This window comes from Corallococcus sp. AB038B, from assembly GCF_003668955.1.
GTDB classification, from domain to species: domain Bacteria; phylum Myxococcota; class Myxococcia; order Myxococcales; family Myxococcaceae; genus Corallococcus; species Corallococcus exiguus.
In genome coordinates this window covers 192,575-216,832 of the sequence record NZ_RAWO01000015.1, presented here as the reverse complement: position 1 = coordinate 216,832, position 24,258 = coordinate 192,575, and the positions used below count along the sequence as shown (strand labels likewise).

At 71.6% G+C, this 24,258-nt stretch carries 17 protein-coding genes and 3 riboswitches; of the genes, 7 read left to right on the top strand and 10 right to left on the bottom strand.

From position 1 onward, the window contains the following. Positions 1–62: 62 nt before the first annotated feature. Both D7Y04_RS37500 and D7Y04_RS37495 read left to right on the top strand, forming a co-directional pair. Complete coding sequence (locus D7Y04_RS37500; RefSeq protein ID WP_121762439.1) at positions 63–413, top strand: histidine triad nucleotide-binding protein; 351 nt, start codon at positions 63–65, stop codon at positions 411–413. Between the two features lie 21 nt (positions 414–434). Continuing rightward, entirely contained in the window at positions 435–1,205 is a 771-nt protein-coding gene (locus D7Y04_RS37495) for a YoaK family protein (protein ID WP_121762438.1), read from the top strand. Here the strand turns inward: D7Y04_RS37495 and D7Y04_RS37490 are convergent. Further along, positions 1,202–3,460 carry a spermidine synthase gene (locus D7Y04_RS37490; protein WP_121762437.1) on the bottom strand — a complete coding sequence of 753 codons (2,259 nt, stop codon included), beginning with the start codon at positions 3,458–3,460 and terminating at the stop codon, positions 1,202–1,204. The genes D7Y04_RS37495 and D7Y04_RS37490 overlap by 4 nt on opposite strands. Positions 3,461–3,675: 215 nt before the next feature. On the opposite strand from D7Y04_RS37490, the gene D7Y04_RS37485 reads away from it, so the two are divergent. Further along, positions 3,676–4,026 carry a hypothetical protein gene (locus tag D7Y04_RS37485; protein WP_121762436.1) on the top strand — a complete coding sequence of 117 codons (351 nt, stop codon included), beginning with the start codon at positions 3,676–3,678 and terminating at the stop codon, positions 4,024–4,026. A 37-nt stretch (positions 4,027–4,063) separates the two neighbouring features. Here the strand turns inward: D7Y04_RS37485 and D7Y04_RS46035 are convergent, their stop codons facing one another. The 9 genes from D7Y04_RS46035 to D7Y04_RS37435 form a co-directional block, all read right to left on the bottom strand. After that, positions 4,064–7,705, bottom strand: a complete 3,642-nt coding sequence (locus D7Y04_RS46035; RefSeq protein ID WP_233601756.1) for a serine/threonine-protein kinase — start codon at positions 7,703–7,705, stop codon at positions 4,064–4,066. 85 nt (positions 7,706–7,790) lie between these two features. After that, positions 7,791–9,485 (bottom strand): FHA domain-containing protein, encoded by a 1,695-nt coding sequence (locus D7Y04_RS37475; RefSeq protein WP_120598185.1) that lies wholly within the window; start codon positions 9,483–9,485, stop codon positions 7,791–7,793. A 256-nt stretch (positions 9,486–9,741) separates the two neighbouring features. Then, positions 9,742–10,515: a cell surface protein gene (locus D7Y04_RS37465; RefSeq protein ID WP_121762435.1), complete on the bottom strand. Its 774-nt coding sequence runs from the start codon at positions 10,513–10,515 to the stop codon at positions 9,742–9,744. Beyond that, positions 10,515–11,825, bottom strand: a complete 1,311-nt coding sequence (locus D7Y04_RS37460; RefSeq protein WP_121762434.1) for a hypothetical protein — start codon at positions 11,823–11,825, stop codon at positions 10,515–10,517. The genes D7Y04_RS37465 and D7Y04_RS37460 overlap by 1 nt, the downstream gene beginning before the upstream one ends. Before the next feature lie 170 nt (positions 11,826–11,995). Beyond that, positions 11,996–12,156, bottom strand: a riboswitch (cobalamin riboswitch). Positions 12,157–12,175: 19 nt separating this feature from the next. After that, positions 12,176–12,499 (bottom strand): hypothetical protein, encoded by a 324-nt coding sequence (locus tag D7Y04_RS37455; RefSeq protein ID WP_121762433.1) that lies wholly within the window; start codon positions 12,497–12,499, stop codon positions 12,176–12,178. 143 nt (positions 12,500–12,642) lie between these two features. Next, positions 12,643–13,320 carry a cell surface protein gene (locus D7Y04_RS37450; RefSeq protein ID WP_121762432.1) on the bottom strand — a complete coding sequence of 226 codons (678 nt, stop codon included), beginning with the start codon at positions 13,318–13,320 and terminating at the stop codon, positions 12,643–12,645. A gap of 8 nt (positions 13,321–13,328) precedes the next feature. Further along, positions 13,329–14,798 carry a hypothetical protein gene (locus tag D7Y04_RS37445; RefSeq protein ID WP_121762431.1) on the bottom strand — a complete coding sequence of 490 codons (1,470 nt, stop codon included), beginning with the start codon at positions 14,796–14,798 and terminating at the stop codon, positions 13,329–13,331. A 155-nt stretch (positions 14,799–14,953) separates the two neighbouring features. Beyond that, a riboswitch (cobalamin riboswitch) is annotated at positions 14,954–15,177 on the bottom strand. A 43-nt stretch (positions 15,178–15,220) separates the two neighbouring features. Further along, a complete protein-coding gene (locus D7Y04_RS37440) occupies positions 15,221–16,828 on the bottom strand; it encodes an MXAN_6577-like cysteine-rich protein (RefSeq protein ID WP_121762430.1) in 1,608 nt (535 codons plus the stop codon). After that, a complete protein-coding gene (locus D7Y04_RS37435) occupies positions 16,809–18,803 on the bottom strand; it encodes a TonB-dependent siderophore receptor (RefSeq protein ID WP_121762429.1) in 1,995 nt (664 codons plus the stop codon). Before D7Y04_RS37435 ends, D7Y04_RS37440 begins: the two co-directional genes overlap by 20 nt. Positions 18,804–18,866: 63 nt before the next feature. Beyond that, positions 18,867–19,078, bottom strand: a riboswitch (cobalamin riboswitch). Positions 19,079–19,484: 406 nt separating this feature from the next. On the opposite strand from D7Y04_RS37435, the gene D7Y04_RS37430 reads away from it, so the two are divergent. The 4 genes from D7Y04_RS37430 (at position 19,485) to D7Y04_RS37415 (ending at position 24,251) form a co-directional block, all read left to right on the top strand. After that, positions 19,485–19,727 (top strand): hypothetical protein, encoded by a 243-nt coding sequence (locus D7Y04_RS37430; protein WP_120579228.1) that lies wholly within the window; start codon positions 19,485–19,487, stop codon positions 19,725–19,727. A 35-nt stretch (positions 19,728–19,762) separates the two neighbouring features. Next, complete coding sequence (locus tag D7Y04_RS37425) at positions 19,763–20,077, top strand: helix-hairpin-helix domain-containing protein (protein WP_167548296.1); 315 nt, start codon at positions 19,763–19,765, stop codon at positions 20,075–20,077. A 234-nt stretch (positions 20,078–20,311) separates the two neighbouring features. After that, positions 20,312–20,872 carry a MarR family winged helix-turn-helix transcriptional regulator gene (locus D7Y04_RS37420; protein ID WP_121762428.1) on the top strand — a complete coding sequence of 187 codons (561 nt, stop codon included), beginning with the start codon at positions 20,312–20,314 and terminating at the stop codon, positions 20,870–20,872. Positions 20,873–21,107: 235 nt separating this feature from the next. Next, positions 21,108–24,251: a DUF4175 family protein gene (locus tag D7Y04_RS37415; protein ID WP_121762427.1), complete on the top strand. Its 3,144-nt coding sequence runs from the start codon at positions 21,108–21,110 to the stop codon at positions 24,249–24,251. Positions 24,252–24,258: the final 7 nt, after the last annotated feature.

The following is a 24,258-nucleotide window of genomic DNA, read 5'->3' as shown; positions in this document are numbered from 1 at the left end:
GCGGGACAATTGGGACGAGGAAGACCCTTCCGGCTCCACCGGCGGGTTGGTAAGCCAAGGCCATGCCCGAATCCGACTGCCTCTTCTGCAAGATTCGCGATGGCCTCATCCCGGCGAAGATCGTCCACCAGGACGAAAACTGCCTGGCCTTCGAGGACATCAATCCCCAGGCCCCCACCCACGTGCTGTTCATCCCGCGCAAGCACATCGCCACGGTGAACGACATCACGGCCGAGGACCGGGAGCTGGTGGGCAGCCTCTACATGGCCGCGGCGAAGGTGGCGCGTGAGCGGGGCTTCGCGGACACGGGCTACCGCGTGGTGATGAACACCCAGCGCGACGCGGGCCAGACGGTGTTCCACATCCACCTGCACCTGCTCGCGGGCCGCACCCTGCACTGGCCGCCGGGCTAGCCGGCCTCCGGGCCGCCCGTCATGTTCAGTGCCCAGTCGTCGCCCCAGTCCCGCCGCGCCTACTCCCTCCTCGCCGTGCTGCTGGCGTCCGTGGCCGGCGCGGTCAACGCCATGGGGTTCGTGGCGCTGGGCGCGCATGCGTCCCACATGTCCGGCAACATGGCCACGCTGGGCGAGTCCCTGGCCCAGGGCCGCTGGGAGACGGCGCGGCTGCCCGCGCAGCTGATGGGGCTGTTCGTCGCCGGGGCCTTCTGCGCGACGGGGCTCCTGGATGCCTCGCGCCACCGCACGCGGGGCCGTCACGTGGCCGCGCTGCTGGTGGAGCTGCTCGTGCTGGCCGCTGTGGGCGTGGGCCTTGCGTCCAAACCGGACACACGCGCGCCCGAGCTGCTCTGGGGCTTCGCCTTCGCCATGGGGCTGCAGAACGCGCTCGTCACGCGGGTGTCCGGCGCGGTGGTGCGCACCACGCACGTGACGGGGCTGCTCACGGACATCGGCATCCAGTTGGTGCAGATGCTGGCGTGGGTGCGCGACGGCCTCCACGGGAAAGGCGCGCCAGGGCTGTGGCACCGCGTGCGGCACCTGCCCTCCGCCGTGGAGTTCGAGCGCACGCGGCTGCACCTGGGCCTGGTGCTGGCGTTCCTCGTGGGCTGCACGCTGGGCCCGTACCTGTTCCTGCGCCACGGGGCCGTGACGCTGGTGCTGCCGTGCACGGTGCTGGGCGTGCTGGCCGCGCTGGACGTGCGGCTGACCGTCAAGCCCGCGCCGTCCTCCACCGCGCCGGACCGCTAGGGCGACGCGGGCTGGACCACGGGCTGCGCGGGCTGGACCTGGGCCTGCGCGGGCGCGTCCATGACGTTCGGATTGGCCCCGGCAGGGCCCTGGGCCCTGGGACGCAGCGCCTGGAGCACGCTGCTGCGCTCATCCGTCCAGACGTATTCCGGCTCGCCGCGCAGCACCAGCTGGCGCACGCGCGCCCGGGTCTTGCTGAAGGTGGCACCCCCGAAGAACTCCTTGTCCGGGCTCAGCAGCATCCACGAGCTGGCCACCGCGTCGCCGTCGCTGTCCCGCGCGACGAGCGCCGCGGTCAGGCCGGCGGCCCGCGCGTGCGCCAGGCTGATGGGCACCAGGTCCAGGTGCTGGTTGCTGATGTGCATCGCCAGCAAGCCGTGCGGCGCCAGGTGCTGGAGGTAGAGCGCCACCGCCTCCTTCGTCAACAGGTGCACCGGGATGGCATCCGAGCTGAAGACGTCCAGCGCCAGCACGTCGAACTGGCGCGAGCCCTGCTCCAGCTCCTTCTCCAGGGAGATGCGCGCGTCGCCTTCCACGACCTCCACGTGCGCGGGCGTGTCCGTCAGCGTGCTGAAGAAGCCGCCCTGTCCCTTGGCGAGGTCGATGATGTCGGGGTTGATTTCATAGAAGCGCACGTCGTCCCCGGCGGCCATGAGCGTGGCGCTGTTGCCCACGCCCAGCCCCAGCATGCCCACGCGCAAGCCGGTGGGCAGCCCCTGGACCTGACGCAACCGGCGCTGCTCCGCGAGCGCGAGCCCCAGGCCGGCGTCCTTCGTGTAGTACGCCGTGGGGAGGTTCCGGCGCTCCGGGCGGATGTACTGCCAGCCGTGGGTGATGGCGCCGTGGCGCAGGACGTACTGGTGCTGCTGGGGGTCGTTCGCGGACAGCTCCAGCACGCGCACCACGCCGAAGAAGTTGCGCCCGGCGAAGCGCACGCGATCCAGGTCCGTGAGGACGAGCACCGGCAGGTGCACCGCCACGCCCACCAGCAGCGCCCCGCGGAAGAGGCGCTGCGTGCGCGCCACCGACGTCTCCTCCTTCGGCCTGCGCATCAGCCCCGCGAAGGCCACCGCGCAGCACGCGGCCAGCGCCAGCGGGTGCTCCCAGTAGGTGGTGAAGACGGCGGGCGCGACCAGGTTGACGAACACGCCGCCCAGCACGCCGCCCACGGACACCCAGAGGTAGAAGGCGCTCAGGTAGCGCGGAGCCGGGCGGCGCCGGTACAGCTCGCCGTGGCACACCATGGCGCCCGTGAAGAGCGCGGACGCGTGGAAGAGCACCTGCCACCCCAGGCCCAGCGCGGGGCCCTCCTTGTGCGCGTACGTCACCAGCACCACGGAGGCGATGAGCCCCACCGAGTACGGCGTGCGCGCGTAGAAGGACTCGCGCGAGAAGGCCAGGATGAAGGTGACCAGGTACACCGCCAGCGGCATCACCCACAGGAAGGGGCCCGCCGCCACGTCCTGGGACAGCTTGTTCGTCGTGGCCAGGAGCAGCACCGACGCGCACGTGCTCAGCGCCAGCCACGTCAGCGTGGGCCCCACTCCTGGACGCTGTGATGCCGAGGCAGGAGAGGCTTCGGTGACAGCTTCGGAGGGAGCTTCCGCACCCGGGTTCGTGGAGGCCTCGGGGGCGCTCGTCGCGGGGGCGCGGCGCAGCAGATCCCGGGCGCAGGCGAGGACACAGAGGACGAAGAGGACGAAGCCCACGGCCCAGCCCCACGCCTGCGCGCTCCGGCCCACCCAGGGCTCCACGAGGAACGGGTAGCCCAGCAGCGCCAGCAGCGAGCCCGCGTTGGAGAGCGCGTAGAGCACGTACGGCGAGCGCTCCGGCCGCGCGCGCGCGAACCACGACTGGAGCAGCGGACCGGTGGTGCTGAGCACGAAGAAGGGCAGGCCCAGCGTGGCGGCCAGCATCCGCATCAACCGGAGCACGGGCAGGTGGTCGTCCACGGGGCGCCAGCCGTCCCCCGGCGCCAGCGGCGAGCCCGTCCACGAGGCCCGCGCCGCGAGCGCCGCCAACGCCACCACCAGCAGGCTCAGGTGCAGGGCGGCCTGGGCGCGCGGGCGCAGCCGGGAGGCCACCGCGTGCGCGTAGGCGTAGCCCGCGAGCAGCACGGCCTGGAAGAACAGCATGCACGCGGTCCACACCGCGGGCGTGCCGCCGTACCAAGGCAGGGCGTAGCGGCCCGCCAGTGGCTGGACGCCGAAGAGCAGGAAGGCGCTGGTGAAGATGGCGAGGGCGTAGCGCACCATGCGGCCTCGGGGGCGGGGGGAAGACGCACGGCGTAGGGGTCCCGCGCTCAGGGTGTTTCCCGCCTGGGCGACAGTCTTGTCAACACGGGCACGTCCCGGAGCCCGGCGGGCGGCCAGGCGGGCATCCGTCGGGGCGGGTGGGTGGCCCCGGAGGACAGCGTTCCTAACTTCCCGGACGGGCAGGCGCGGACTTCCTCGCGCCCGAGGGGGAAACCATGACGGGCTTCAAGCGCGCGGTGGGATTGGGACTGTTGGTGGGTGGCGCCCTGGGAGGCTGGGGCTGCGGCAAGGAGCCGCCTCCAGCGGAGACGCAGGGGTTCCAGGACCCCGTCCAGCTCCAGCACCGTTCCCGCGCGGAACCGGCCGGCAAAGCGGCGGGCAGCCCGCTGCGCGATGAGAGCGGCGGCAAGCCGTACAACAGTGACAGCCTGGGCTCGCTGGGCGGCGGCAGTGGGGAGCTGGGCACGGGGCTCGCGGAGAGCTACCGGGGCACGGCCTCGGAGGGCACCGGTGGCTCCGGGCGCGATGCAGGCACGGAGATGATGGACGCGGGCACGCGGCGTTGAGGCACGTCGCAGACGAGGGCTGCCTCGCGGGCGCCTACTAGTCCTGGAGGCGCTTCACGTTCCTCAGCTGTTCATGCAGGTCCTTCACCTGCTTGAGGGTCGGCGTCTCACTGCCGCCCACGGCGAAGTCGTCCGCCAGCCTGTCGAAGAGCGTGCACTGCATCGGCATGGCGTCGCAGCCATGGTTGTTCTTGAGCGTCCGGTGGAGCGCCTTCGTCTGCGTCCATTCCTTTTCCAGCTCCGGAGGGAGGCTGCTCTCCTTGACGGGAGCACGGGCCGGCGCGGCGCGCTTGCCGGGGCGTGACGGCGCCGCCTTCTTCGCGGCGGGAGCGGCCGCGCCCTGCGTCGGCGGCGCCTCCGTGCCGAGCAGGACGTCCAGCTCCATCTCCGGCGTGTCCGTGGAATCCGGCTCGGTGGGGGCCTTCGGAGTCTCGGCGGACGGCGGCGTGGGCGTGGCCTCCGCCGGCGCGGAGGTGGGCGCCGTGGCCACGTTCTGGGCAGGAGGCGCGGGCGGACGCCCCTGGGGGTTCGCGGGCCGCGTGGGGATCTGCTGCACCGGGGTGGGCGGAGGCGGCGTCGACGTGCGCGACTGCTCCAGGCCCACGGCCACGCGCAGTTCGGGGACGAAGTAGAGCCCCGCGCCCACGATGGACAGCGCGACGAGCATCAGCAGGATGAACACCAGCGCCGAGCGCAGCGCCCCGCCCTTGCGGACCGGCGCTGGCTCGCGCCGCGCGGCACGCGGCGGCTCCGAGGGTTCCGGCCGCACCGGCACGGCCTTGCGCCGGGTCGCATCGTCGCGCGTCGCGCGCGCGGTGGACGACTCGTCCGGATCCGCGGCGGGCGCGGGGGCGCGGGTGACGGCGCGCATGCTCGACGCGGTGCTCGAGCGCGGGGGCGGCGTGCCCGGCGACGAACCGCGCACGGCGCGCCGGGACCCGGTGCGGCCCCGGGCCGGAGCGGTGGGGCCGGTGTCGGCCTCGCGCTTGCCGGTGGAAGAGGAGGTCTCGCGCAGCTGCGCCTCGTCCAGCATCACCCGGGCCTGGGGCTCCTCGCGGCGCGAGGCACGGGGCATGGAGATGCGCGGGTGCGTGTCCGCGTCGCCCTCGCGCGCGGCCGGGGCGTCGTCCGGCTCCGCGGAGATGTACGGCACGCTGGAGTCCGCCTCCAGGGCGCGGGCATCCACCGAGACCAGGTCCTCCGACGGCCGGGTGTCCTGCATCGTGGGCCGGGGAGTCGGACCGGAGTCGAGCGGCTCAGAGTCCCGCGAGTCCTCTTCGGCCTCGAAGGAGCGCAAGTCGCTGGACTGGATGGAGGGCACCTGGATGGTGGGCGCCGCGTACGACGGCAGCGGCACAGACGCCGGAGCCGGAGCCGACCGGTTGCCATTCGACGGCGTCGTCACACCGGGGCGCGAGGACGCCAGGGACGGCATCGCGGCCGTGGGGCGCTGGCCTTCCGGGACGCGGGCTTCCACGGCACGCGCGGACTCGGCGGCGCGGGGCGCATCGAAGCCGCGGGACGGCTCGGAAGCCCGGGGCGAATCAAAGCCCCGCGACGACTCCGACGCGCGCACCGGCTCGTAGCTCGGCAGGGGCTCCGAGGCGCGAGCCGCATCGAACGCGGACGGCGGCGCGGGACGGCTGCCGTTCGACGGCGTCATGGCTCCAGGGCGCGCGGACGCCAGGGACGGCATCGCGGAGGTGGGGCGCTGCCCCTCCGGGATACGCACCTCCGCGGCGCGAAGCTCGGCTCCCGCGGAGCGGCCCCCTTCGGGGATGGGCTCCGGCCACGGATAGGCGCTCTCGGGAAGCTCCTCGTCATCGGCGAACGGTCCGTCCGGCGGAGGCGGAGGCTCCATGAACGGCAGCGACTCACCCGCCGATTCGAACCGCGCCGCCCCGGAGTCGAAGGAAGGCAACGGCGGAGGCGACACCGGCCGCGACGCATCCACCGGCACGACGGGAACGGGACCATCCGAGGGCCGTACGGCGGGAATCGGCGCCATCGGAGGAGGCGGCACGCCCCGAGGGCCCACCGAATCAGAGAAGGGCAACGAAGCGCCCCGCCCTCCCGCGTCCGCGAACGGCCGCGACACCGGCACTGGAGGCGCGTCACGCGACGGCAGCCCCGGCTCCGCGTACGGCAGCGACGTGGCACGCGGCGCGGTGGGCTCCGCGTACGGCAGCGACGTGGCGCGCGGCGCGGTGGGCTCCGCGTGCGACTCGGAGGCAGGCAGCGCGTCCGCTCGGGGCGCGGTGGGCTCTCCCAGCGGCGGGGCCGGGATCTCCGCCTCCACGACACGGTCCGAGGGAAGCCGGATGGCCGGCAGGCCCTCGAGGATGGTGGGCCGGTCCATCGCGTCCTGGCGGACCTCCACCGTGGGCGACGGCTCCGAGGACGCGGGGCTGGGCCGCATCTTCGCGCGGGCCGCTTCCTCCAGCGCCTCCACCGGGAACGCGGGGCGCGTGGACTCGTCCACCATCACGCCGGGGCGCGTCTCACCGTCGTCGCGCGCGCCGCCGCCGTCCTCGCGGCTCCGGGGCGTGGGATGGAAGGACAAGGGCTCCACCGGACCATCCAGGCGGATGGTCTTGGCCGGCAGCGTGGGCGCCTGCATCGTCGCGCGCGGCGCGGGGCCCAGCGACTCGTACGTGCCGCTGGCGCGCACGTCGCGCGACACCTCGCGCAGGGACGTCAGCAGGCGCCGCTCGGACTGGTAGTCCGCGGAGAACAGGTCGCGCATGAAGCGGCTGACGCTCTCCGGGCCCGCGCTGGTGTCGATCTCCGTCAGGCACGCCTGCAGGCGCACCCGGAAGTCCTCCGCCGTCTGGAAGCGCTGGCCCGGCTCCACCGCCAGCGCCTTCGCCACCAACTGAGACACCGCCGGCGGCGTCAGCGGCTCCACGTCGCTGAGCGGCGCCACCTTCGGGTTCGCCACCGCGGACATCAGTTCGCCCGGCGGCAGCGCGTCGAAGGGGTTCTTGCCGGAGATGAGCTCGTAGAGGCACAGGCCCACCGCGTACAGGTCGCTGCGGCGGTCCACCGGCTGGTGCCGGGCCTGCTCGGGCGACATGTAGAGGAACTTGCCCAGGATGATGCTGGGGTTCGTCTTCGCCGCCGACAGCCGGCTCTTCGCCAGGCCGAAGTCGATGACCTTCACCTCCCCCTCGTAGGAGATGAGGATGTTCTGCGGCGAGATGTCCCGGTGGACGAGCTTCAGCTCCTTCTCTTCCTCGTCCCGCTTGCGGTGCGCGTACGCCAGCGCATCCAGCACCCGGCCCATCACGTACAGCACGAAGGTGAGCGGCAGCGGCGTCTGCCTGTCGCGCACGCGCGCGGCCACCTTGCGCAGGTCCTTGCCGTCCACGTACTCGAGGGCCATGTAGGCCTCGCCCTCGTTCACGCCCATGTCCAGCACCTGGGCGATGGACCCGTGCCCCAGCCGCACCAGCGTGCGCGCCTCACCGACGAAGCGGTCGACGAAGTCCTGGTCCTCCGCGAACTGCGGCAGGATTTTCTTGATGACGCACAGCTTCTCGAAGCCCTGCGCGCCCTCCAGGCGGGCGAGGTAGATCTCCCCCATGCCGCCGGTGGCCAGATGCGACAGGAGCGTGTACCGGCCGAAGGGTTGCGGCCGGAAGGGACGCAATCGGGCGGGCTGGTTCGAAGAGTTCATGCGGTGCGGGGGTCCACCACGGAAAGCCCATTGAACCCCGGGCAGGGGGCCCGCTTCAACCCGTCAACCGGCCGCGCCGGCCGCCTCACCGGATACCGGGGTTGGTCAGCATGCCCATGTCCTCTTCAATCACCTCGAAAACCGCCACCTTGTCGCGGGGCAGCCGCACCACCCGCTCGCCCAGGGGCATCACGTCGAAGCGGGCCCCGGTGGCCGCCAGCAGCTTGCCGGTCATCAGCACCTGGCCGGGCGCCGCGGTGGCGGCCAGCCAGCCAGCCACCCCCATGCCCTCTCCCACGGCGCTGTACTCCGTGCGGGCCTCGGTGCCGATCATCCCCACCAGCGCCTTGGTGGAGTGCAGCGCGATTCTCAGGTCGCACCGCTCGTCCTGGGGCCTGCGGGCCATGCCGCGCTCCCAGTCCGCGCGCAGGGCCAGCGCCGCCCGCACCGCGCGGACCGCGTCGTCGCCCTTGGCGTAGGGAACACCGAAGAGGGCGCGCATGGATTCGCCCATGAAGCCTTCGACGGTGGCCTCGAAGCTGAAGACGATGCCGCTCATGCGCGCGTGGAAGTCGTTGAGCAGCTGCGTGGCCCGCGCCGCGCCCAGCCGGCCAATGACGGCGCCGAAGTCCGCCAGCTCCGCGTGCAGCACGGTGAGGTTCTTCTCCTCCAGGCCCGGCAGCTTGCCGCCCGTGCGCTGGGCCTCGGCGGCGCGGCGCTCGGCCACCTCCGGCGAGTGGTAGCGCTCCAGGTTGCGCCGCATCCGGTCCGTGCTGGAGCCGTCGCGCACGGCGAAGCGCTGCACGCCGGCGGCCACCAGGTGGGCCACCGCGGTGCACGCGTCCAGCATCAGCTCCAGGCTGGTGTCGCCCCCGCCGGGCACGTTGACGTAGAGCACGCCCGCGAAGGGCGGCTCGGTGCCGATGGGGATGCACAGCACCCGGTCCACGCCGTACATGATGACGCTCTCGCGTCCGGCGAAGCGGCGGTCGTCCTTCACGTCGCCCACGGCGATCGCGCGGCCCTGGCGGATGGCCTCGTCCACGATGGCGTCCGACACGGGCACTTCACCCTTGGCCAGCCGTCCCCGGTGGCGCACCGCCGCGGGAACCAGCGGCCCGGTGGCGTGCTTGAGCAGCACCACCGCCGTGGTGGCGTCGGTGCGCTCCAGGAGCCGGTCCATCGCGGACTCCAGGAACGCGGTCAGCGTGCGCGCGGTGGCCAGCGCCTCCGCGGCGTGCACCAGCAGCACCAGCGTCTCGTAGGACACGCGCGGGCTGGCCACGGCGGAGCCCGCGGGCACGGGCGAGGGACCGGAGAACGCGTCGTCGAACGGCAGCGGCCCCACGTTGTCCAGCAGGCGCAGCACGTCCGCGTCCTTGACGTTCTTGGCCAGCAGCACGGACGGGCCCACGTCCGTGCCGTGCCCGAAGCGCACGACGCCGCCCGCGCCCAGGTCCATCATCTCCGTGGCGGCGTTCTCCACGGTGTGCGGCTGGCGCACCGCCAGGGTGTTCTCCCCCAGCGCCACGGTGTCGCCCGCGTTCAGGTGCTTGCTGCCCTGCAGCGGCGAGCCGTTCACCCGGCTGCCGTTGCGGCTGCCCAGGTCCTCGATGCGCAGCACGTCAGCTTCGACGTAGAGCCGCGCGTGCCGGCGCGACACCAGGTCGCCGCCCAGCACGATGTCGTTCTCGTCCGCCCGGCCGAGGCTGGTGACGCCCTCCGGCAGGTCGTACGACGTGTCGAAGTAGCCGGGGCCGTTGATGATGATCTGCCACATCGGGCGCAAGACATTACACGACCTCCCAATCTTCCGAGAGTCCGAGACGCTTTCCCGTGGAAGACGGGCGTCCAGCCGGGGCCTCGGCCGCCCTCCCGCGTCGCGTCATACCCGGGGGACCCGCCGGATGCGGGGGTCGGAGTTCACCTGGGGCGGTGGATGAAGAGGGAATCACCCACGCGCAGTGTGAGGAATGCCGTCAACGGGCAGGACGCGGGGCCCTGGAGCACGCCGCGGGTGGGTGCAGGTGCTCACCTCACGGCACGCCACCGTCAGGGAGTTGGCCGTTCACCACCGACAGCGCATCCAGGTCGAAGCCGCCGGACGTGCCGCCGTAGCTGTTGAGCCCCGTGTCGGTGAGGCGCACGAAGCGCGCACGGGAAAGGCCCACGTCCGCCAGGTCGAAGCCGTCCCCGCCCGCCACGGCCGGGTCGGTGGGGGACACGCCGTTGTCCGGGGCCGAGAGCACCGGGTGCGTCCCGGCGCAACCCGGGTAGCCGCCGTCCTTGTCGGTGGGGGCGCAGGGGAAGTCGAACCACGTGACGCCGTCGTCACTGACGGACACGCTGGCCGTCTCCGCGTAGATGTCGCCGCCGTACTTCTGGAAGGGGTTCTCGAACACGAGCAGGTCCACGCCCGGGCCGTCCACCGCGAACAGGTCGGTGAACTCCAGGGTGATGGTGCCGCCCCGCCCCAGCGACAGCACGTCCAGCGAGCCCGCGAACTGCCCTGCGCCCACGGGAGGTCCGAGCACGACGTCCGGGAAGCGGTCCTGCCCGAAGCCGGCCGAGTCGCCGAGCTGGTACGCCGTCACGCGGTCCGCGAACGGATCCACCGGCCGCGAGCCCGCGTCGACACCGGCATCCGTGTCGGTCCCGGCGTCGACCTCCATGCCTGCATCGGGGACACCGGCATCCACGTGGGCGCCGGCATCCACGATGTCCTCACCCGGAAGCGGACCGGGCTCCGAGTCGCCCGTGCACGCGCCCAGGGCCAGCAGCGCGCCGAGCGCGAGCAGCGGGCGCTTCATCACTGGCCCTGCCGGATGCGCACGAGGCGGCGACCGTTGACGTCCTTCACGCCCACGAGCAGGTCCGCGCCCAGCGACGACAGCAGGTCCACGGTCGTGCACGCATCCGGCGCGTTGAGCACCGCCGCGCGCGTGCCCACGCTGATGGGCTGGCCGCCACCCAGGCCCGGCGTGAGCGAGAAGCGCGACACGTCGGTGACGCCGAAGCCCGCGGCGCCGTAGCCACCGCGCACCACCGCCACGCCGTTGCCGAAGCTCGCGGCGTTGTTGAAGTCAGAGCCCACGTCCACCTTCGGCTCGTTCGTGAGCACCACCGGCGTGCGATTGGCCAGCGCCTCGCCCAGCTTGGTGTTGGACACGGCGTAGGCCACGTTCACGTACGTGTCCGCCTCCGAGTAGCCGAACACCGCGATGCCGTTGTCCGCGACGGCGGTGAAGCCGCTGGCGCCCACCTGCGCCGGGAAGTCCGCCACCTTCACGGCGACGTAGGGCTTGGCGGAGGTCACCAGCGCGTAGACGCCCAGGCCGCCCGTCACCGTGTCCAGGCCGCCGCCGTTGACGAAGAACGCGTCCGTGGTGCCCGCGGCGGTGTAGTTGCCCGGAGCGTCGAGGTAGAGCGCCGCGTCGCGCGCGGACGGATCCACCACCGCCACGGAGCCCGGGAAGCCCGCGCCGGACTTCGTGTAGCCCGCGAGCAGGCGCGTGCCGTCATAGGCCAGGAAGTAGGACGGGAAGGTGTCGGCCGCGTTGGCGCGGTCCGCGGGCGCGAGCACCGTTTCGAGCGCGGCGGTGCCCAGCGTCACGTCCGGCCAGGTCCCCAGCGCGAAGAAGTCGCGGCCCGTGGCCGTCTCGCGAAGCGCGAAGAGCGAATACGTGGGGCCGGGAGTGGACACCACCGCGCGAACCTCCGTGGACAGGTCCGCGGACTCCGCGACGCTGAAGCCCGCCTGGAGCTGGAGCGTGCCCAGCACCTGCTCGCGAGGCAGCGGGGCGCAAGCGACCGTGCCGCCATCCGTGCCCGCGTCCGTGCCGGTGCCCGCGTCCGTGCCGGTGCCCGCGTCGGTCTGCGTGCCCGCGTCCGTGCCAGTGCCCGCGTCGTCCTCGTCGATGTCGACGACGACCTGGGTGCACAGATCCGAGACACAGGCCCAGGCCTGGCCCGCCGGGGCCGCGCCCTTGTCGCGGCAGTCGAAGGCGTCCACGCACTCATCATCGCCGCAGCCCGTGCCGCCCAGCACCACCGCCAGCAGGGCGCCCATCAGCGCCGCGCGCTGGCCCTTCGTGCTCATCCGCTTCATGTCGGTCCGCATCGCGTCCTCGCTCCTGGCCTTCCCGCACGAAGGCGGAAAAAGGCATTCCCCTGGCGGGAGGCCGCGCGGACGAAAGGCACCGGACCGCCGGGCGCGCATCGCGTCCTGGAGTCCTGCCTTCGCCGTCAGCTCCCCGCGGAGGTTCCGGTCTGTCGCCGGGCCCTCCGTGGAGAGGACGCCGGGTCATCGCCAGGTCTTCGGACTCGCTGAAACGGTGTTCGTGCGAACGCTGTTCCTGCTTACCGCTGCGGGGCAGTCCCGGACTCACACCGGGTTCCCTGGAAGCCCTCACGCCCCATGGCGTGAAGGCATCGATGATGGGGCGGGACTATGGCGCCACAGGGGCAAAGTCAATGCGACGCGGGCTCGGCGCGTCGGTCACGCATCAACACGTAGCGTCGCGTGCTGCCGTCCACGACGACAGTGGACACCACCCGCCAGCCCTCGCCCCCCAGCCGCTGGAGCTCCACGAGGTCCTCATCCGGACTCTCGCGCTTGACGAAGGTGTACTCGTACGCCGGTGCCGGAGGAGACGCGGGCGGCGGCGGAGGCACGTCCTTCCTCGGCGCGGCGCGGGACGTCTGCGCCCAGACCACCGAGGGAAGGAGGAACGGAGCGGCCACGCCAAGCAGGACGCCCAGCAGCACGAGGAGTGAGGCGGAACGACGGTTCATGGAGGCACATCCGGGGGAGGGACAGCGGGCATCTAATGCCGCCACCCCCACCCCGGAAGCCTCGCGCGGTCCAGACTCGCCGTATGGGCGCGCGAGGCCACCGGGACCGTCCGCTGGAGAACGGCCCCGGAGTTCGTGCGCGACTACGGCAGCTGCACGCCGTTCACCACGGCGACGGCATCCAGGTCGAAGCCGCCGCTGGTGCCCGCGTAGCCGTTGGCGCCCGAGTCGCGGATGCGCACGAAGCGGGCACGGGTGAGGCCCACGCTCGCCAGGTCGAAGCCGTCCCCGCCCGCCACGGACGGGTCGGTGGCCGGGATGCCATTGGCGGGGTGCGAGTACACGGGCGTGACGCCCGCGCAGCCCGGGTAGTTGTTCGCCACGTCGGAGGACGCACAGGGGAACTCGTGCCAGGTGACGCCGTCGTCGCTGACGGCCACCACGCCCGTCTCCGCGAACGGCTTGCCGCTCGGCTTGAGGAACGCGTTCTCGAAGACGAGCAGGTCCACACCCGGCCCGTCCGTGACGGCGATGTCCGTGAACTCCAGGACGATGACGCCATTGCTCCCGAGCGACAGCACGTCCAGCGAACCCGACGACGCGCCGTCCCCTTGCGGAGCGCCCAGCACGATGCCCGGCAGCTGGCTCTGACCGAACCCGGCGCCCGTGCCCGGAGAGAAGGACACGATGCGGTCCGCGAACGGGTCACCCACCAGCGGCTGGGCCTGGATGGAGTCCTGCCAGTCCTCGCCGCCGCACGCCACGGTGAGGAGCGCGGTGAAGCCCAGCGCGAACGACTTCGGAAGAAGGGTCTTCTTCATGGGCGTGCTCACCGGAACTGCGGGGCCTGCTGGATGCGCACCAGGCGCGGGCCGTTCTTGTCATCCACGCCGACGAGCAGGTCCACGCCGATGGCGGTCATCCCGGTCACGCGCGTGCACTGATCCGCATAGACGAGGACCGGCTGACGGGCACCGACAGTCACGGTCGCACCTTCATCCGTCACGGTGAAGGCGAAGCGCGAGACATCCGTGCCGGCGAAGTTGTAGTCGGGCGGGACGTAGTCGCCGCGGAGCACGGACACGCCCTCGCCGTGGCCGGAGGCGGCCACGAAGTTGGAGCCCACGTCGAGCGCGGGCGCATCCGCCACGACGAACGGCGTGCCGGACCTGAGCGCCTCGGTGATGGCCGCCGGGGCCACCGCGCGGCCTTCGTTGAGGAAGGTGTCGTCGGAGAAGTAGCCGAGCATCGCGACGCCGTTGGTGGCCACTGCGGTGAAGCCGCTGCCGCCCGTCTCCGGCGGGAGCGTGCCCACCTTCAGCGCGGTGAACGGCGAGCTGTCCGTCTTCAGCGCGTAGACGGCGAGGCCGGCCGACACCGTGTCGAGCCCGCCACCGTTGATGAGGAATGCACCCGGCACGACGCCCGCGGAGAAGTTGCTCGGCGCGGAGACGTAGGTGGAGTTGGCGGGCGCGGAGACGTCATACACGCCCACGGAGCCCGGGAAGCCCGCGCCGGACTTCGTGTAACCGGTGAGGACGCGCTGGCCATCCGTCTCCACGAAGGGACTGAGGAACAGCTTGGTGCCAGCGGCCCGGTCGGCGGGAGCGGCCACGTCGAACAACTGCGCCGTTCCCAGCGACACCTGCGGCCATGTGCCCAGCGAGTACAGCGCGTGCGGCCCCGTGGAGCTGCCCGACACCACCGTGTAGAGCGAATACGTGGGGCCGGGCGTCACGCCCACCGGACCCGCGGACGCGGGAAGCGAGGCGGACTCACCGGCCACGAAGCCCGACTGGAGCTGGAGCGTGCCCAGCTTCGGATCGTAGGTGGTGGTCTCGCACGGATCCGTACCGGCGTCGGTCTCCGTGCCCGCGTCGGTGGTCGTGCCGGCATCGGTGGTCGTACCGGCGTCGGTCTCCGTGCCCGCGTCGGTGGTCGTGCCGGCATCCGTCTCCGTGCCCGCATCAGTGGTCGTACCGGCGTCGGTGCCCGTGCCTGCGTCCGTTGTCGTACCGGCGTCGGTGCCCGTGCCTGCATCCGTCGTCGTACCGGCGTCCGTCGTCGTACCGGCATCCGTGGTCGTGCCGGCATCCGGCACGGGGATGGACGTCAGCTCGCACTTGTTCTCGGCGCAGGTGAAGCGCTGTCCCGCGGGGGCGGCGCCCTGGTCGCGGCAGTCGAAGTCATCGACGCACTCATCGCCGCAACCCGTGCTGGTCAGCGCCATCGCGAGGGTCGTCAGCACCCACGCGAAGCCCTTGAGTCCCCGTCCCGTCATCATCCGCTCTGTCTTCATCCGCGACTGCTCCCTTGCATCGCCCCCACGGGCGAGATGAATCCAAGGGGCGTGGACGGAGAGCGGACCGCGAGCGAGGGACACGTCAGGACACGACACGCCGCGCGAGCGGAAGACCTCCGTCACCTCCCCTCGGAGGCTCCGGTCTGGCCATGCCCGGGGGCATGGGTCGTGGCAGGTCTTCGGACTCACAGGCGCGGGAGGCCCTCATCGGGTCACCCACCTACTGACCGTCGCTTCCCAGCCCATTCAAGGACCAGTGCTTGCGAGGACGGCGTTCGTTCCTGCTCACCGCTGCGGGGCAGTCCCGGATTCACACCGGGTTCCCTTTAAACGCCGCACCCTACGAGTGCGGCGTACCATCGACGCGCGCTGGAGTACGGCGGACGGCAGGGCTTGTCAATACAAGCAGGGCCAACGCCTCACGGCACCGCGACGATGTCGATGGCATTGGATACGACGCGCCGAGGGTCCACCGGACACGCATCCAGCGCCGGGCCCGCTGCTTGCGGTGTGGAGTTGCCGCGCCGCTCGACGAGCTGGCCGTCACGCACCTCCACCACGAACACGCGGCCCGCGTTCACGTCCGTGACGTACACGGCATTGCCCACCACCGCAAGCCGTCCACCCACCGCGAGGTCGCAGCCGTTCTCCGGCCCCCCGGTGCACCCCGGTGACAGCGCATACGACGCCACGGGCTTGTCATCCTTCACCAGCACCAGCCCCGTGGCCCGCACCGCCTTGGCGCGGTAGCCGCTCGCGGTGTCGAACACCGCCTCGCCCAGGCAGCTCACCACCAACTGGTCGCCCACCGCCTGCACGTCGCCCGCGTTGAGGCAATCCTTCGCGCCCAGGTCGATGGCGTGCACTCCACCATCCGCCGGGTCGATGCGCGCGAGCATCCCAGGGCCGTTGGGCAGATAGTCATTCGCGGGGTTCAGGTTGGTGAGCGCCACGTAGACGCCCGAGTCCACGGACACTGCCGCGTACGGAAGCGCCATCGTCGTCCCACCGTCGAAGGACTTCAGGTCCAGGCCGGTGAGCGGAACGGTGTCCACGAGCCGGGGCTTCTCCGGGTCGCTCACGTTGACGCGAGCCACGGCGTTGCCCTGCTTGAAGTCGGAGCCGGCCGTGCCGAACAGCGGGATGTAGAACGTGTCGCCGCGCTTCGCGATGACCTGAGGGCTGGTGTTCGCGCCCAGGTTCACCTGCCCCACCGTGCGCAATCCCAGCCCACCGCCCTGCGCGGCCCCTTCCCGCTTGAGCACCTGGAGCGTGTTGTTCACCGAGTCGAGGACATACACATACGGAGGGTCCACGAGGATGTCATTGGGCGAAGCCGCCACCGCGCCCAGCGAGTCCTCCTCCGCCACCGTCCCCAGCGCACCCGCGGGTGCCTGCGACAGCACCGAACGCGCCGCGTCCGCCGCAAGCACCACGCCATCCCAGGCCGCCAGCGACTGCACACCCGAGCCGAATTGCCGCCGGGGCCCCATCCGGTCCGTCCCCGCCTGGATGCCCACAAGTTGCCCATTGGTGTAGCAGGCCGTCACCACATCATACATGCACCGGCCCGAGTGGCAGGACTGCACGTCCGGACACACCGCGCCGCAAGCACCACAGTTGAGCGGATCATTCGCGAGCACGACACAGCTGTCCCCGCACCGCTCGGCACCGGCGGAGCATCCCTCGCGGCAGGTGCCGGATTCGCAGACCTGACCGGAGGGACACGCGGCGCCGCAAGCGCCACAGTTCAGCGGGTCGCTCGCGAGCGCGACACACGCGTCACCACACGTCTCCGTGCCCGACTGGCATCCGCACACGCCCGCCTGACACGTCTCCCCTGCTCCGCACGAGGCACCACACGCGCCGCAGTTCGACGGGTCACCCTGGAGATCCACGCATTCGGCGCCGCAGACGCTGAGGCCGGACGTGCACAGGACCTTCTCCTCCGGGCAGCCGGTGAGGAGCGCCGCGGCCAGGGCCGACAGCAGCAACGCGAGCCGAGCATCAGGGAGGGGACGCGACATGGGAGTCCTCGGAGGGAGAAGGGTCGAGCGCCACGGAGAGCGTCACGTAGGCGGCGCGGCCGGGCAGCGGCATGCCCGTGTAGTCGGCGGTCCGCGCATCGAGCAGGTTCTTCACGTCGAACGACACGGTGAGGTCCGGCCGGTGCAGGAAGGTGCTGGAGGCCCCCACGCTCACCCAGGTGCGCGAAGGAAGGGACAGCCGCGCTTCGCCCACGCGGTTGATCAACTGCGAGGACTGGACGAGGACTTCGGTGCGGCCGTTGAGCCAGTCCGGCCCCACGCGCAGCCGGCCCACCCACTTATGGCGAGGGCGATACGGCAACTCCTTGCCGAAGTAGCGAGGGTCGCCATAGCGGTTCTGCGTGCGGGTCCACGCATAGCTGCTGGTGACGGTGAGCCACGCGCGAGGCCGCGCCTCCAGCTCCATCTCCGCGCCCCACACGCGAGCGGCGGCGAAGTTGTAGGGCTTGGCGAGATTCGGTGGATACAGCTCGTAGGCGATGAGGTTCTCGTACACCGCCGCGAAGCCGCCCGCGGTGACGCTCCAGACGTCGTCGTGCCACAAGGCCGCTGCGTCCACGGACAGGGCGCGCTCGGGCTTGAGCTCCGGGTTGGGCAGCAGCAGTCCCTGACGGATGTAGAGCTCCAGGAACGACGGCGCGCGGTGGGACTGGCCCGCGTTGGCGCGCACACCGAAGCCGTGGCCCAGGTCCACGCTCGCGCCCAGCTTCGGCGACAGGAGCGAGTAGTGCCCCACGCGCTCCACGCGCACTGAAGGCACCAGCTTCAGGCGTTCGGAGAACAGGGACAGTTCGTCCATGGCCATGACACTCGCGCGCCACCACGACGCGGCCTGCCCACCCACGGCCTGTGTGACGGACTCCGATGTTCCGGCGAGCGTGACGGCGAGCGCATTGCGTCCCAACACCGCGCGCCCCTCCACCTCCACGCCACCCACGGTGTAGCGCTGCGCGCCGGAGTCCACGCCAGTGGTGCCACCCGTGACATCCAGCCAGTCGCGACGGAAGAAGCCGCGAGCACTGCCCTCGCCCGTGTCACCAAAGGGCCGTGCCCAACGAGCGCCCAGCGACAGTCGCGTCTGGTCCTGGCGGCGGGACACGGTGGGGTTCTGCACGGTGCCCGCGAGCGCGCGGCCCTCCAGCGACAGCTCGGCGAGCACATCCACGCGTCCGCCGCCGTCCAGACCATGCCGGTACTTCAGGAGCGCGCCGCCGCCGCGAGCGTCATTGCGCGTGCGCACCTCCTGCGTGAGCGGGTTGTCGTCCAACGCGGGCAGTTCGTCCACGCGGTAGCTGAAGTCGCCCTGGGAACGGCCGCCATGCAGCAGCAACAGCGCCTGGCCATCGAGCAGCGAGCCTGACGCGGCGACGTGGGCCATCACGGTGTCGAAGCTGCCGTAGGTGACCTCGCCACTGGAGAGCAGCCGTGACGAAGGCGCGCGGGTGACGAGGTTGACCGCGCCGCCCAGGCCGCCCGCGCCGTAGCGGGCACCTGCCGCGCCGCGGAGGATCTCCATCCGCTCCAGCAGCGCGACAGGGATGAGCGAAAGGTCCGCGACGCCGCCCGCGCCGTTGAGCGGGATGCCGTCCAGGAACACGAGCACGCCATTGGACGACGCGCCGCGAACCACCAGGCTCTTGCTCTGCCCGTATCCGCCGGAGTCCTGCACGACGAGGCTCGCGGATCCACCGAGCAGCTCCGCGGTGTCGCGCGCTTCGCCCACGCGCTCGCGAGCGTCGATGACGGTGATGGCGCCGGTGGGGTCGCGGCGTTGAGCGGAGTCGACGGGTGCTTCGGGGACTTCCTTGCCGATGACCTCCACGGTGGGGAGGACGAACTCAGGAAGCGGCGGCTCGCTGCTCTCGGGCGCAGGCGTTTCCTGCCCGGCCCGGGCCTGTCCCTGGAAGCTGAGCACCAGACCGACGACGGTCCGGGCGAGAAGCGAGCGCCACATGCTCCGCCTTCCGCTCCCTCCGTCGAAGAGAGAAGGCCTCACGGCAGCACCGCTGCCGCACCCCTGGGCAGGTCTCCTGGCTGACAGGCTCCAGACCTGGGCGCACGCTGCACCCTTCTGGAAGGAACCCTCCACCTTCCCTTCGCATCCGCTGACGCGAAAGTGGTGACAGCCGAGGCTTCCGGCCCTGGACCTCAGGGCAACCCGTTCACAGTGGCGGGACCGCGCCGGACTCGCACCGGCTTCCCTCTTGAAGGCCCGGCATGGGCACCCAAGGGCCCGGCCCTTCTAGGAGGTCACCCCCAGCCCGTCAAGGCACGGCCCGCGAAGCCACGTCCTCGCCCCAATTGTCGCAGCAGTGCCGCGACAATCTCCGCGTCGGGAGCTTGCCTCCAGTTGTCTCCGCACCGCGGAGACAATTCGGTCGCCATCCCTGCTCCTCGGTAACCGCGGTGCGGAGGCCACGCCCCGACTCTCACCGCGCAAGACACGCACTGGAGCATCCACGCCCATCCCCGCGCGTGGACGCCGCGCGCACCGCCGCACGGTGCGCTGACTTCACTTCAGAGGAGCACGCCGCTGGCACGCGGGCTGCTCAAGCCCGGACGCGACCTCAGGCGGTCGAGCCAGCGAGGTGCCCGGGCCGTGGTGGCGCGGGATTCTGAAGGGGGAAGCGTGTCGATGCTGATGGCGGGGAAGCGGTTGGCGGTGTTCTCCATCCGCGAGGGCAAGGGCGGGAGCATCTGGGTGCGCGCGGGCAGCGCTTTCGTCAACAAGGACGGTTCGCTCAACGTGCTGCTGGATGTGCTGCCCCTGGACGGGAAGCTGCACGTTCGCGAGGCGGCGGAGAAGCGCGACACGGCGGCCGGCAGCCGCTTCGGAGGTGAGCCTTCGCTGGAGGCGGGCGCGGAGGGCCACTCGTGAAGTGGGTCTGGGCGTGGGTGTTGGGCTGCGTGCTGATGGGGCCGGGGCGTGCGGATGCCGCCAGCCCGCGCATGCAATACGTGGGGGTGGTCAACCTGAACGAAGCCACGGCGGCGGAGCTGGACCTGCTGCCGGGCGTGGGTGAGAAGGCGGCGCAGCGCATCCTCGAGCACCGCAAGAAGCGGCCCTTCGGTCGCGTCGAGGAGCTGGTCCGGGTCAAGGGCTTCGGCAAGAAGAAGTTCCTCAAGCTGAGGGCCCACCTGGCCCTCACCGGCCCCACGACGCTCAAGAAGGAGCAGGTCCCCGCCCCCCTGCCGCCGGGAAGGGAGGCAAGCGCTACGAACCCATGACAAATACAACCATCGGTTGATTCAGGCTCAGGAGGGCCGCCATTCCCGGGCTCCGGCATGCCCGGGGATGGCGGCTTTCCGCCGACTCCCAAGGCCTCCAGACGGGCGGCCCCGGCCTGACGCGAGCACCCATTCCGGATTTTGCTGGAACGCCCAAGCCGACGCGCTAGGACACGCCCACCTTTGGAACACAACGAAAAGACAGGGAGGCATGAGGTGAGGGAGGATGCGCCCATGAAGGACATACAAGCCCCGGAGTCGATACAAGGCCCGGACGGCAGCAGGTCCCGGGGTCCGCAACAGCCGCAGCCGTTGGGCGAGGTGCTGGAGTTCATGCGCCTCCTGTGGGCCGTGGATCATGGTCTGCAGTCCACGTCCAAGCGAATGGAGTCCACGCTGGGACTCACCGGCCCGCAGCGGCTGGTCATCCGGCTGGTGGGCCGCTTCCCGGGCATCACCGCTGGCGCGCTCGCCAACATCCTCCACGTGCACCCCAGCACGCTCACCGGCGTGCTCAAGCGCCTGGAGAAGCGCGGGCTGCTGGAGCGCAAGTCGGATCCGCTCGACGGTCGCAAGGCCCTCTTCGCGCTCACCGACTCCGGCCGCGCGCTGGACATCCCGTCCGAAGGCACCGTCGAGTCCGCCGTGCAGCGCGTGCTCGCCCGCCTGCCCCGCGACCGCATCGTCGTCACCCAGGAAGCGCTCAAGGCGCTCGCCGAGGAGCTGGGCGGCCTCTCCGCGCCCCTGGAGGACACTCCGGCTCCTTCCCGCCCCATCCCTCCCGCCGAAGGCTGAGCGCGTCCCCCTGCCCTCCCACCGTCCCTACCGGACGGGGAGGGCCCGGGTCCCCCTTCCGCGTTGTCCCCAGAACCCTGCCGTCCGCCCCTCCTTCGTGCGGCGGACACAGGCTCCTCCCTTTCTGTCCTCCGCCCCGGCGATGCACGCGCGAAGACGGCGGGAGTGCGTCACAATTGGGAAATAGCCCGCCCCGCCCGGGGTTGGCTCGCGACCGACGAGCGGACAAGCCAGCGTGAACCTCGAGACACCGCAGAGCCCAGCCCCCGAGCTGCCGCCCCCGCCGCCTCCTCCGGCCCCGCCTCCCCAGGCCCGGCGTGAAGCGCGCTCCGGAGGCGTGGCGGAGCTGCTCGCCCAGGTGCGCACCCGCCAGCGCCGCCAGCTCTGGGCCCAGGGCCTGCTGCTGGGCGCCGTCGCGGCCCTCGTGCTCCTGTTCGCCACGGGCCTCCTGGGCCGGGCGGTGCCGGGGCTCGCCCAGGGGCTCATGTGGATCGCCCTGCCCGTGGGCGCGGCGGTGGTTTACGTCTTCGGCGTCGTGCTCGCGCACCGGCAGGTGGGCGACGACGCGCGCACCGCCCGGCTCGTGGGCCAGCGCCGCCCGGAGCTGTCGCTGGACGTGCTCGCCGCGGTGGAGCTGTCGCGCGAGCGCCGTGAGGAGGCCGGCTGGTCCCCCCAGCTCGCGGACGCGTTCCTGCGGCAGATGGACGAGCGCGCCCGCACGGTGGACCCCGGGCTCGTGGTGGACCGCCAGCCGCTGCGCCGCGTGGCCATGGCGTGCGGCGGCGTGGTGCTGGCGCTCGCGGTGCTGATGTTCTTCGTGGGCGGCCGCTGGGTCGCGGGCTGGAAGCACCTGCGCGAGCAGGCCGCGCGCCCGGAGACCGCCGCGCAGGCGGAGCCCATCACCGGCGACATCGAGCTGACCTACCGCTATCCCGCGTACACCGGCCTCGCGCCGCGCACCGTGCCCGGCACCAACGGCGAGGTCAGCGCGCCCGCCGGTACCGAGGTCGTGCTGAAGACGCGCTCGGACCGCCCCATCGAGCGCGCGGAGGTCGTGGTCAATGACCAGGTGCTGCCTCTCACCGTCACCGGCGGCCGCGAGCTCACCGGCAGCTTCGTCGCGAAGCAGGGCGGCCACTACCACTTCGTCTTCTATGCCTCGCGCGCGAAGCCGCTCGCGGTGGGCCCGGACATCCCCCTCACCGTGGAGGCGGACAAGGCCCCCCAGGTGACGTTGCTCACGCCGTCCACGGAGATTGAAGTCGACCCCGGCCAGACGGTGACGCTCAAGTACGAGGCCACCGACGACTACGGCCTGTCCGGACTGTCGCTGGTGTACCGCATGCCCGGTGCGAAGCAGGAGACGCGCGTGAACCTGCCGCGCGAGGACAGCCGCCGCAGCCGGGGCACCTTCAACTGGGACCTGGGCCCGCTCAAGCCCGCGCCCGGCGACCGCATCACCTACTACGTGGAGGCGAAGGACAACGACGCGGTGGAGGGCCCCAAGAAAGGCGTCAGCCGCACGCAGACCCTGCGCGTCTACAGCGCCGCCGAGCACCGCCGCGCCGCCCTGGAGAAGGCCGAAGTCCTGTGGGGCCGCTTGGTGGACCACCTGGCGGACCGCCTGGAAGGCCCGGACCGCGCGAAGCAGAAGGACGCGACCGCGGTGGAGACCGCGAAGTCCGTGGACACCAGTGGCCAGCAGCTCGCGGACGACTTCCGCATGCAGGGCTCCGAGCTGTCCCGGGAGAAGGACGTGCCCAAGGAGATCGTCTCCGCGCTCCTGAACATCGGCGGGGAGCTCAAGCGCAGCGTGGGCACCACCTCCGACTTCCGCCGCCTGTACCTGCGCACCCAGCGCGCGCGCGGCGAGGACTGGGGCACCGGCACCCGGCTCACCGCCGTGGTGGAGGACGAAATCGAGGGCCTGGAGCGCGACATCCTCTACCTGGAGTCGCTGCTGGACCGGCAGAAGCTGGAGGCGCTCCAGGAGATGACGAAGCAGCTGGCCAACGAGCGCCGCGACCTGTCGCGCCTCATCGAACAGTTCAAGGCCAACCCGGACGAGGCCGCGCGCGAGCAGGTGATGCAGCAGATCCAACAGCTCAAGTCGCGCATCCAGGAGCTGATGCAGCGCATGGCGGAGCTGCGCAAGGGCATCCGCGACGAGCACCTCAACGCGGAGGCGCTGTCGGAGATGATGCAGCAGGAGGACATGCAGGGCGCCATGGATGAAGTCGAGCGCCTGATGCAGGAGGGCAAGTCGGACGAGGCCCTGGCGAAGCTCCAGGAGCTGGGCATGCAGATGGACGAGATGCTCGAGTCCATGGACAAGTCCCAGGAGGACTTCGGCGCGGAGCAGTACCCGGAGCTGGCGGAGAAGTTCGGCAAGTTCATGGACGACCTGCAGGGCACCATGAGCGAGCAGCAGAAGGTCGCCGAGCAGACGCGCGCCCTGCGCGACCAGGCCCGCAGCCAGAACCGCGACCGGCTCAAGGAGAAGGGCCAGGCCCTCAAGGACGAGCTGAACCGCAAGCTGAAGCAGGTGCAGGAGGACTATCAGAAGCTTGATCCAGGCCGGCTCAACAGCCGCGCGGCCCGCCCGCTGGAAGAGGCCCAGTCCGAGCTGCGCAACGTGGAGAACGCGCTCAAGGTGGACGACTTCGACCTCGCCGCGGAGTCCGCCGCGCGCGCCGAGGATGCCGCGCGCCAGCTGTCCAGCATGGGCGAGCAGCAGCGCCAGCTGGATGAGATGTTCGGCAACCCGCCGGAGGTGCGCCAGCAGTCCGCGAAGCTCGCGGAGCAGCTCAAGAAGGACTCGCGCGACGTGTCGGACGTGAGCCAGCAGTTGCAGAACCTCTTCCCTCCGCCGGGCTCGCAGCTGTCGCCGCAGGAGAAGCAGCAGCTCCAGCAGCTGGGCCAGCGCCAGCAGCAGTTGGAGCAGCGCGCGCAGGGCCTGCGCCAGCAGATGGAGGACATGGAGCAGACCGCGCCGCTGTTCGGCGAAGAGGCCGGCCAGCAGATGGATGAGATTGGCCAGCGCATGGGCGAGGCGTCCCAGCGCATGCAGGGCAAGGACCCCGGCCGCGGCTACGGCGAACAGCAGGCCGCCATGGAAGGCCTCAAGCGCTTCCAGCAGCAGATGCAGCAGAGCCAGCAGGGCCGCAAGGGTGGCCGCGGGCTGCCCATGCCCATGGGCTCCGGCCGCCGCCAGGAGGGCAACGGCCGCAACCCGCAGGACAAGGTGGAGCTGCCGGACGAGGACGCGTTCCAGGCGCCTCGCGAGTTCCGCAAGGACCTGCTGGACGCGATGAAGCAGGGCGCGCCGGAGAAGTACCGCGAACAGGTGAAGCGCTACTACGAGGAGCTGGTGAAGTGAGCCGCCG